At 61.4% G+C, this 9,955-nt stretch carries 8 protein-coding genes; 4 read left to right on the forward strand and 4 right to left on the reverse strand.

Features of this window, described 5'->3' with window-relative positions; genetic code table 11:
• Positions 1-192 precede the first annotated feature (192 nt).
• The gene (locus QMG25_RS09560; protein ID WP_283459651.1) at positions 193-2,154 is read left to right on the forward strand and encodes a beta-N-acetylhexosaminidase; all 1,962 of its coding nucleotides are present in this window, start codon (positions 193-195) and stop codon (positions 2,152-2,154) included.
• A 146-nt stretch (positions 2,155-2,300) separates the two neighbouring features.
• On the opposite strand, the gene QMG25_RS09565 is transcribed toward QMG25_RS09560, so the two are convergent.
• Together QMG25_RS09565 and QMG25_RS09570 are read right to left on the reverse strand one after the other, a co-directional pair.
• Positions 2,301-2,921 (reverse strand): L-threonylcarbamoyladenylate synthase, encoded by a 621-nt coding sequence (locus tag QMG25_RS09565; protein ID WP_283459654.1) that lies wholly within the window; start codon positions 2,919-2,921, stop codon positions 2,301-2,303.
• A gap of 51 nt (positions 2,922-2,972) precedes the next feature.
• On the reverse strand, positions 2,973-3,746 hold the full coding sequence (locus tag QMG25_RS09570; protein ID WP_283459656.1) for a YggS family pyridoxal phosphate-dependent enzyme: 774 nt from the start codon (positions 3,744-3,746) through the stop codon (positions 2,973-2,975).
• Between the two features lie 282 nt (positions 3,747-4,028).
• Here QMG25_RS09570 and QMG25_RS09575 point away from each other — a divergent pair, with 282 nt between their 5' ends.
• Together QMG25_RS09575 and QMG25_RS09580 are read left to right on the forward strand one after the other, a co-directional pair.
• Entirely contained in the window at positions 4,029-6,470 is a 2,442-nt protein-coding gene (locus tag QMG25_RS09575; protein ID WP_283459658.1) for a transglycosylase domain-containing protein, read from the forward strand.
• A gap of 98 nt (positions 6,471-6,568) precedes the next feature.
• Entirely contained in the window at positions 6,569-6,997 is a 429-nt protein-coding gene (locus QMG25_RS09580; protein WP_283459660.1) for a universal stress protein, read from the forward strand.
• A 41-nt stretch (positions 6,998-7,038) separates the two neighbouring features.
• Here the strand turns inward: QMG25_RS09580 and QMG25_RS09585 are convergent, their stop codons facing one another.
• Both QMG25_RS09585 and cyoE read right to left on the reverse strand, forming a co-directional pair.
• Complete coding sequence (locus tag QMG25_RS09585) at positions 7,039-7,647, reverse strand: hypothetical protein (RefSeq protein ID WP_283459662.1); 609 nt, start codon at positions 7,645-7,647, stop codon at positions 7,039-7,041.
• 171 nt (positions 7,648-7,818) lie between these two features.
• Positions 7,819-8,745 carry a heme o synthase gene (gene cyoE, locus QMG25_RS09590; protein WP_283459664.1) on the reverse strand — a complete coding sequence of 309 codons (927 nt, stop codon included), beginning with the start codon at positions 8,743-8,745 and terminating at the stop codon, positions 7,819-7,821.
• A 297-nt stretch (positions 8,746-9,042) separates the two neighbouring features.
• Between cyoE and QMG25_RS09595 the strand changes: the two genes are divergently transcribed.
• Positions 9,043-9,588 (forward strand): AMIN-like domain-containing (lipo)protein, encoded by a 546-nt coding sequence (locus QMG25_RS09595; protein ID WP_283459665.1) that lies wholly within the window; start codon positions 9,043-9,045, stop codon positions 9,586-9,588.
• Positions 9,589-9,955: the final 367 nt, after the last annotated feature.

The following is a 9,955-nucleotide window of genomic DNA, read 5'->3' on the forward strand; positions in this document are numbered from 1 at the left end:
AATTGCGAAGTTTTCTGCATCTCCCTAACATATGGGTGTGTCGTGAGCTGGCTCACACCATGCTTTGGTCCACAGGTCCACAGGTCCACAGGTCCACAGGTCCACAGGTCCACAGGTCCACAGGTCCGGGCTGAGGCTTCATGGCACCATTCATCGTCAAACATCATTCCCCCTGCCAAGGAGTTGCCCTGCATGCGCCGAGTTAGTCAAAAGTTTGCCCTTCTGGTGGCTGTTTCAGTGGCCGCCTGCACCGCCGTCCCCGCCAGTATTGCCATGGCCGCCGGTGAGCTGGACACCCTTCCGGGCCCAACGGCTTTGCTACCCAATGTTCAGTCATTCCAGGCGGGGACGGATGCGTGGGGTCCGCTCCCCGGGACCAAGGTGGTGGTTGATCCGGCTTTTGCCGACGCGCTGGGTCAGGAAGCAACCACCCTGGCCCACGAACTGGCCGCCGAAGGGCATGTGGCAGCAGTTCCGGACACCGTGCTGGGAGGACCAGTTGATGCCGACGATGTTTTCCTGACACTGGGAGGTATCCACGGGGACGCGCCCGAGGCATACCAAATTACCGTCTCCCATGGGCTACAGATCCAAGCCACGGATGCTGCCGGGACGTTCAACGCAACCAGGACGCTCTTGCAGATCCTGCGCAACGACGACGCCTATTCAGGCACCGTGACAGACTGGCCGGCCTATGCGCAGCGTGGGGTGAGCCTGGACATGGCCCGCAAGTACTATTCACCCGAATGGGCTGAACAGCTTATGCGCAGCATGTCCTACCGCAAGCTCAACACCCTGCACCTGCACATGAATGAGAATGCAGGCTTCCGCATTGAATCCAAGACACACCCGGAAATCGTCTCGGCCGAGCACTGGAGCCAGGACCAGGTGCGGGAGTTGTTGGCAACTGCCAAGCGTTATCACATCGAGGTTGTCCCGGACGTTGACACTCCTGCCCACTTGGATCATGTACTGCTGACGCACCCCGAGTGGCGCTTGAAGCTGCAAAACGGCACTGCACTCGGAAGCCATATTGACTACTCCATTCCGGAAGCTCGCGCCTTCGTGAAGGAGCTGGTGGGTGAGATGGCGGATTTGTTCCCCGGCAAGTACTTCCATTTGGGCGGCGACGAGTTCTTCCCGGCTCCGTGGCAGGGGAACGGGCCTGACACCGTCAACAAGAATTCCGCCCCCCAGCTCCTTGACTTCGCAGTCGACAAGGTAGGAGCGGGAGCCACAATTTTCGACGGCTATGAGTGGTACATGAACGACCTCATCGCGATGCTAAAGACCAAGAACAAAACCGCGAAGGTCTGGAACGACGACATCTATCCCGGCGAAGGCATCCTCGACCTGGACAAGTCGGCCGAGGTGGAGGGCTGGATCCGTTGGAACAATTCCAAGCCAAACGCCGGAGAGCTCGCGGATGCTGGCTACAACATTGTCAATGCCAACGGCGACTACCTGTATTTCATTCTGACCGGAGGCGGTGTGGGTACGGGACCGAACAAGAATCCCGAAGGCATCTATGAACGTTGGACGCCGCGCCGCTTCATGGGGGTTGCCGGCAACGGTGGCGACTACGACCTGCCGGAGGACAAGCCGCTCCTGGGCGCACACCTGTCCATCTGGTCCGACGACCCGACAGCCATGACGGAACAGGAAGTTGAAACTGAGTTCCTGGCCTGGCAGGACTCGTTCTCGCAGCAACTGTGGGGCTCCCCAAAGCTCGTTGCCAGCTACGCCGAATTTGAGCCGTTGGCACGCAGCCTCGGAGCCGCCCCGGCCGCGGTGACGGCAGAAACCAATCTGCTGGACCCGACGCCGGAAACCACGACACCTGCCACGACCGCACCGGCCACGCAAGCACCGACCACCCCAGGGCCCACAAGCACCTCCAACGTCCCCTCAACGACTCCAGCAGACACCATGGGACCCGAGAGTTCCGCAGCAACCACGCCCGGAACGACCTCCTCCGCCAGTTCCTCCAACAGTGGTTCCTCCTCCAGTGGTTCCTCCAACGGTGGAACATTGGCGGAAACGGGAGCCGCCGCCGGGTGGCTGCCGGGAGCTGCCGGGTTCCTGTTGCTGCTCGGAGTCGGGGTGCTTGCCTGGCTCCGCCGGACAGGCACTGCCAGCAGCCGCTCACACTAACGAATTTGGGCCGAGCGGCAACGCCGTCCGCAGACAAAGGCCGTCAGGCGGCAAGGCAGTCGGGCAGCCAGCCAATCCGGGCCAAGGCAAGGGCCGCCGTCGTACCTCTTGATCGGGGTGCGGCGGCGGCCATCTGGCTTGGGGGCCTATTCGAAGCGGCTGGGGTCGCCCATGCCGCGGCGCACCACTTCGGCGTAGCCGCTGGAGAAGTCCACGACGGTGGTGGGCTCCGCGCCGACGTCGCCGGAGTCGATGACGGCGTCGACCACGTGGTCCAGGGTTTCCTTGATTTCCCAGCCCTGGGTCAGCGGTTCTTCCTCGTCGGGGAGCAGCAGCGTGCTGGAAAGCAGAGGTTCGCCCAATTCCTCAAGGATGTCGTGAATCAGGCGGCTGTCGGGGATGCGCACGCCCACGGTCTTCTTCTTGGGGTGTGCCAGACGTCTGGGCACTTCCTTGGTGGCCGGCAGGATGAACGTGTAGGGGCCGGGGGTGACGGCCTTGATGCTGCGGAAAATATCGTTGTCCACCATGACGAACTGGCCCAGCTGCGCAAAGTCCTTGCAGACCAGCGTGAAGTGGTGTTTGTTGTCCAGCCGGCGGATGGTGCGAATGCGGTCGAGCGCCTCCCGATTGCCCAATTGCGCGCCGAGCGCGTAACAGGAATCGGTGGGGTAGGCGATCAGCCCGCCGGATTGCAGGATGGACACGATCTGGCTGACTGAACGCGGCTGCGGATCGTGCGGATGGACGTCGAAGAATTTAGCCATGCCACGAGCATACGACTTGTGGCACGCCCTGTGCCTCCATCGCCCCTGAAATCAGCTGTTTTCCTCGCCTTCGGGCCAGTAGTAGCTATCAGGCAGTGCGCGGGGCCCGAAAATTGCCTGACCCACCCGTACTACTGTGGCCCCTTCCTCGATGGCCAGCTCAAAGTCGCCGGACATGCCCATGGAAAGCTCGGAAAGTTCGACGCCGGACGGCGCGTTCTCGCGCAATCGACCCCTGAGGCTGTGAAGGCTTTCAAAACATGCCCGGACGCGGTCCTGTTCCGGGCTGTTGGCGGCCAGGGTCATAAGGCCCCTGACGCGCAGTCTCTCAAAGGCCGGTAATTCACGGATGAAGGCGTCTGCTTCCTGCGGCGGCAGGCCAAATTTGCTGTCCTCGCCGGAAGTGTTGATTTGCACCATCACATCCAGGGTACGGTCCGCAGCTTCCAACCGATTGTTGAGCGTGCGCGCGAGGGAAAGCCTGTCGAGGGCTTGGAATTCGTGCGCAAATTGGGCCACAAACTTGGCCTTGTTGCTTTGCAAATGACCAATCACATGCCAGCGAAGTCCGGGAATATCGGCCAATTCGACGCTTTTGCGCAGGGCTTCCTGAACCTTGTTTTCACCCAACTCGGTGCATCCTGCAGCAATCGCATGGCGCAGCCGCGACGAATCCACGGTTTTGCTGACAGGCAGCAATCGCACCGCACCGGGGGAGCGGCCCACACGGTTGGCCGCTGCCGCCATCCGGTCCTGCACTGTAGCCAAGTTACGGCGAAAATCAGCTGTGGAGTTGGCGGTTGGGTAAGGCGGGTGCTCGGTCATGGGATCTTCCTCTCAGTCGACGATGGGCGTCGCAGCGGTTCCACGGCCAAGCTAGCACGGGCCAACCCGCCGTGCAGGCGGTAGCAGTGCTGTGCGAGTCGATGCACGACCGTGCGCTCTACATCGCGTGCCTGATAGTTTTTCAGGAAACTCCCATATTGTTGGTGGACTCTAAGATGGAAGACAAGTGTCGCGCTGCGAACAACTGCCACCGGGTGCGCAGTGCAACGCAGCGAAGGAGAAGCGGGAAAACAGGATGAGCTATTGAGGGGAAGTCGGCGCATGGCCAAGGAAACAACAAGGGAGTCCGAGGCAGCCATCGGCACTTTGGCCAAGTTGGGCCGCCTATTCGCCGTGTGCGGGGTTGTCGGCGTGCTCGTGGCAGCGCTGTTTGTTCCGGCGGGTGCCGTAGCCAAGGGTGTGGTGGGCGGTGCAGACGACTTTTTGTCAGTGGTACCTTCCTCCCTTGAATTCGGGTCTCCGGCCCAGGCGACCACTGTTTTGGCGGCCGATGGATCAACGATCGCCACGCTCTACGCCCAGGACCGTAAAGTCGTGGATCTCGCCGACATGTCCTCCTTCATCAAGGACGGCGTAGTCTCCATTGAGGACGCCAGGTTCTATGAACACGGGGGAGTGGACCCCACCGGAATCGTCCGTGCCCTCGTGGCGACGCTGAAAGGCGGTCGCCAAGGTGCCTCAACCATTACCCAGCAGTACGTGAACAACCTGTTGATTGAGCAGTTGGTTGCCGAAGGCAAGACGGATGAAGCCAAGCTGGGCATGCAAAAGACCATGGCTGACAAGGTCAGGGAAATTCAAATGTCCATCGGCATTGAGAAGAAAATGTCCAAGGACGACATCCTGGCCGGCTACTTGAACATTATCTACTTTGGCAACGGGGCCTATGGCATTGAAGCCGCTTCGAAGCTGTACTTCGACACCACGGCCAAGGACCTGACGCTCCCGCAAGCCGCAGCCCTGGCCGGCGTCGTCAACAGTCCGGGCTTTTACGACCCCATCTCCCAACCGGAGAACGTGGTTCAGCGACGCAACGATGTACTGGCGAAGATGCTGGCGCAGGAGAAAATCAGCCAGAAAGACTACGACGCCGCCATCAAGACACCCCTGGAACTTCACCTCAAGAGATCTGCCCAGGGTTGCGCGGCTGCCGCGACGGCACCCTATTTCTGCGACTATGTGCAGCAACTCGTCCTCAATGACACCGCCTACGGGGCCACAGCGGAGGAGCGTGCCAAGACGCTCTACCAAGGTGGGCTCACCATTCAAACCACGCTGGATCCAAGCCTCCAAAAGGTCGCCCAGGAACAAGTCAATGCCACCATGGCTCCCACGGATCCACTCCAGCGCGGAGCTGCCATTGTCACGGTAAAGCCAGGGACCGGCGAAGTCCTTACCATGGCACAAAACACCGTGTTCAATCCGGCCACGGCACCTGGCAACTACATGGGCAACTTCGCACTGCCCGTCAACGACGCCAAGGGCAAGCCGTTGCACGGCGCCGGCGGCTTCCCGATCGGTTCAACCTTCAAACCGTTTATTTTCGCTGAATGGCTCAACAGCGGACACTCCATGGCGACAAGCATCAACGGTGCCGTGCGGGTCTACCCCACGGGATATCCGTGGAAAAACAGCTGCGGAACAACAACAGGTGCCTATGACTATGCTGCCGGCACGTTCCCGCTGCCCAATGACGATCCGAACCACTACTTCTCCATGTCGGCTGAGGAAGGTCTCTACCGGTCCATCAACACCGTCACCTTCCAAACAGCCACGGCCCTGGATTTCTGCAACATCCAAAAGATGGCCACAGCTGCCGGTGTGAAGGAAGGACGGACGAACAAGCCGTACGACCTCTCCAACATTGCCAACCTCATCGGCACCCAGAATGTTGCCCCCTTGGACATGGCGACGGCGTTCGCCACCTTTGCCAGCGGGGGGACCCGATGCGAGCCGATCGCGCTGGCATCGATCACGGACGCGTCGGGAAAGAAATACCCTGTCCCCGGGGCCGACTGCAAACGAACCATGAGCGCCGACGTCGCCGCAGGTGTGACTTACGCATTGAAAAACGTGCTGACCATCGGCTCGGGCTACAACATCCCGCTCGATGACAAGGATTACTCCTTCGCCAAGACCGGCACCACGGACGGCAACATCGACACGTGGACCATCGGCGGAAACAACGCTGTCGTCTCAGCATCCTGGTTCGGCAGCTACCAGGGCAATGGCCCCGAGTGGGTCAACCAAGACATCGTGATCAACGGCAAGTACTTCCCGGGTGTTGACGGCGCGGACCTGGCCGGCGGCCAATGGGCGGCTGTCATGAATACTGCGGCCCAGAACCCCAGCCATGCAGCTTCTCCGTTGGCCCAGCCGCCGGCAGAGATGCTCCAACCCACTGCACCGCTGATTGCCGGCCTCAACGACCCGGAGCCGGGCGTTGATGCGCCACCGCTCCAGCAACCAGTGCCGCAGGAACCCCAGCAACCTGCCGAGCCCCAACAACCTGCCGAGCCCCAACCATCGGCGGAGCCAACGCCACCTGCCGAGCCCCAACCAACGGCAGAGCCCAAACCACCTGCCGAGCCCAAACCATCAGCAGAACCGCAGCCGCCGGCTCCAACACAAGAGCAGGCACCGGGACCGGAACAACCCGCACCGAAGCCACCGAAACCCGCACCGGAAGCACCCAAGCCCTAGGGTCGCCCTCGGGTGTCGATCGCCTCATTCTAAGATTCAAGGTTCCATGAGCCAGAATGGAGGCAACGGGATAGGCCCGTTCTACAAAGGAGCAGCTCGTGTCTGAATCGACCGCACAGGTCCGCATAGTTGTTGGTGTTGATGGCTCAAGTGCATCGGTCAATGCGCTCAAGGAAGGCGCCCGTCTGGCTGCCGAGCTGCACGGAGTCATGGAAGCCGTTGCTGTCTGGGAAGCGCCCACCAAGCAGGCAAGCTACATGGCCGTAGGCATTGGCAGCTTTGAAGAAGGTGCCGCGGAGATCCTCAGCGACGCGCTGTTCCAGGCCTTCGGGGCGGAAGTTCCTGAATCCGTTTCAGCACGACTGGTCCAAGGCCCGGCAGCAGCCACCTTGGCGTCCCTTGCCGAGGGGGCCCGCATGCTGGTGGTGGGCAGACGCGGCCACGGGGGGCTGATGGGCCTGCTGTTGGGTTCGGTCAGCGCAGCAGTGGTCAACCAGTCGCCGGTTCCCGTGCTGGTTGTCCAGTAGCTGAGCAATAGCAGGAAAGGGGACCCTCCGCTCCGGGAGTCCTAGCTTGCCAGACCCCGGGCGTTGCCCGCGGCCTGGTAAGAATCCGAACCCTGGTAAGTGCAATGGGCGGAGTTCTCAGCCGCGGCCAACGCTTCTGCGAGTGTGGCGACGGCTTGCTGGTACTCAGCGGCGCAGTCTTCCGTGTCCAGTTCGGCAGGCCTAAAGCGGGCGGCCGCCGCGACCGCCCGGATTAGGCGGGAGGTCTCGGGAACTCGGATGTCGGTCATGGTGGGGAAGTCGATGGCAGCGGCGGGATCCAGCTCATAGCGGCTCCACCGGGACACGAGGGCGTTGTGCTGCGCGGCTGTTGTGGCAAGCGTTGCTGCGATCATGGCGCGGTGGTTGGCGGCGGAGGCGATGGTCTGCTGGCGCCGGAGCAGCATGTGCATGGCGATGGCTGAGCCAGCCGCCAGGGCGAGCAGTCCGAGCGATGCTGCATTGTTTTTCCATGCCGGGATGAGAGTCAGCGGCGCGAGCACGCACAGGCCTGCAAAGGAATACCAAAAAGTTGCGTCCTGGTCGCTTTCCTGCTCCCTGCGCATGTGCACAAGCCACACAGTTGTTGCGGCCGTGACCATGGCGAGAACAGCAAGAACAAGGAATCCCATCGCAGACACCTCCCGGAGCTTGATCCGGGCGAGCGCCGGACACCGTGAACGGGCCAATTGTGGCCTTACTCCATTGCAGTCCTCTTATGGCCGCAGGTCAAGGGGCAGCTGCAGCGGCCACGATGGGCGCGGGTGGTTGAGGCGGGCCGGGCCATGAGGGCAGACAGGCCGCTACGGCAGGCGGGGTCCGATGGCGAGCATGAGCGAGATGGCACACATCATGACCAGCGCGTAACGGAACATCCGGCGCGCCCACTTTTCGTCGTCGTCGTACTTTAGTCCGCTTGCCGCCAGCACCAGCCAGCCGGCACCGAGCGCGCCCATGACAGCCGTGTAGACCCAGCCCGTGCTGCCAAAGACTTGGGGGAGCAGGGAGACGAAGACGAAGACGCCTGTGTAGACGAGGATCTGCACCTTGGTGTTGGCGACGCCGCGCACCACCGAAACAACCGGCACGTTTGCTCGGGCATACTCTTCTCGCCGGTAAATGGAGATGGAGTAAAACGCCGGCAGCTGCCAAAAGAAGAGCATCAGAAAGGCAATGAGCGCACGGGCGTCAATGGCATTGCTGGCCCCGACGTAGCCACCCAGAATCGGGGCCGCTCCGGAGACGCTGCCCACAAGAGTGCCGTGGATGGACATCCGTTTGGAGAACATTCCGTAAAGAACCACGTACGCAAGGAAACCAGCCACGCCCACCGCGACGACGAGCACGTTCGTCCAGGCCACCAGAATGGCCATGCCGCCGACCCCCAGGGCAGCGGAATAGATGACAGCGTTGCGTGCACCGATACCGCCGGTGACCGTGGCACGTTTCCTGGTCCTCGCCATGAGAGTGTCAATGTCGCGGTCAAGGACGTTGTTCAACACGCACGCGGAGCCGATGACGAGGGTCGTGCCCAAACAGACTGCGAGGAAGAGAAACCAGTCGATCCGGCCAGGGCTGGCAAACAGGAATCCTGCAGCAGCCGTCAGCACGTTTCCATAGAGCACGCCTGGCTTGGCCAACGAATAATAACGAAGCAGGGAGTCCCGCCATGTGGTGCCGGTGGCCCGTGCTGCCAGGACGCTGTCCTTGCCGTCAATATTGCTGCTCATTCGTACCTGCCCGTGCCCCATGGTGTGCCGGGCGAAGTACCCTGCCGGACGGGAAGGGACAAACTGCGCGCGGTCATGGGGAAGCTCCAAGGGTGATGGTGGTGGCTTCCAGACTATCTCCGAGCGCTGCAAAGGGGAGCTTAAGGAGATCTGGATAACGTTTTCCACCGTTGATCGGGCGCGGGTTGCAGTTCAGCGGACCTTTGGGTGGAAGCAGTGACCCGGTCGGAGAACCGCACTAGCGTTGAATCATCCTGAAATCAGGGTGCTCATCGCTTTCCAAGGAGGATGTTTTTCATGAAATACATCAAGACGTGGCTGGCAGTTTTGGGGTTGTTGGCCGCATTCATCTTGGTCGCTCCCGCGCCGGCCCAGGCAGCCCCGTATTGCGGCATCACGTGGGGTTCGCTGGCCAAGTCCGCCGGCACCGGAACAAGCGCAACTATCAACAATGTCAGGGCTGGCCAGCATGCATGCTTTGACCGCATGGTGGTCGATGTCAGCGGTCACGCCAATGGGTATTCAGTGGGCTATGTGTCAGCTGTTACGCGCCCAGGCAGTGGCTCGGTTGTCGCACTTCGCGGCGGCGCCTATTTGAAGGTGGTGGTCAAGGCGCCCGCGTACACCGAAGCCGGGGCGGCGAGCTACGTCCCTGCCAACCGCAACGAATTGGTCAACACTGCAGGCTACTCGACGTTGAGGCAGCTCGCTCTCGCTGGCAGTTTTGAAGGCAGCACCACCTTGGGTGTCGGCGTGCGTGCACGGCTGCCGTTCAACGTCTTTGTCCTCGACGGCCCCGGGGCCAGCTCGCGCATCGTCATCGATGTGGCGCACCGCTGGTAGCAGCTCCGCCGCGAACATCCCCAGTGCCGTCGTCGGTTCCTTCCCAGGAACGACGGCGGCACTCACCTTTTCCTTGCCCTGCATCTTTGCGCTGAGCTGCTGCTTTCCGGTGGGACGGTGCGCGGGTGCCCGACGGTTGAGATGGGGGAGTGAGGCCCGGCCGGACAATTGGCAGGCAGGTCCAAGTATAGAAAGTATGTCTGGGAAATAATATGGAATGCTAGCTTATATCATACATGCGATCTATACTTGTGGTATGGGCGGTTCAGTGAATTTCCCTCGGGAAGAGGATGATTCATCCGCCACAGTCACTGTGGTGGAGCTGATTGCCGGGCTGGTGTTTCCCTCCCTTGAACCCTTGGACACG

This window comes from Arthrobacter sp. H35-D1, from assembly GCF_030063185.1.
Lineage (GTDB): Bacteria > Actinomycetota > Actinomycetes > Actinomycetales > Micrococcaceae > Specibacter.

Coding starts and splice junctions, on each gene's coding strand:
- QMG25_RS09575 (WP_283459658.1), top strand. CDS start 4,029: ATGGCCAAGGAAACAACAAGGGAGTCCGAGGCAGCCATCGGCACTTTG.
- QMG25_RS09560 (WP_283459651.1), top strand. CDS start 193: ATGCGCCGAGTTAGTCAAAAGTTTGCCCTTCTGGTGGCTGTTTCAGTG.
- cyoE (WP_283459664.1), bottom strand. CDS start 8,745: ATGAGCAGCAATATTGACGGCAAGGACAGCGTCCTGGCAGCACGGGCC.
- QMG25_RS09565 (WP_283459654.1), bottom strand. CDS start 2,921: ATGGCTAAATTCTTCGACGTCCATCCGCACGATCCGCAGCCGCGTTCA.
- QMG25_RS09595 (WP_283459665.1), top strand. CDS start 9,043: ATGAAATACATCAAGACGTGGCTGGCAGTTTTGGGGTTGTTGGCCGCA.
- QMG25_RS09585 (WP_283459662.1), bottom strand. CDS start 7,647: ATGGGATTCCTTGTTCTTGCTGTTCTCGCCATGGTCACGGCCGCAACA.
- QMG25_RS09570 (WP_283459656.1), bottom strand. CDS start 3,746: ATGACCGAGCACCCGCCTTACCCAACCGCCAACTCCACAGCTGATTTT.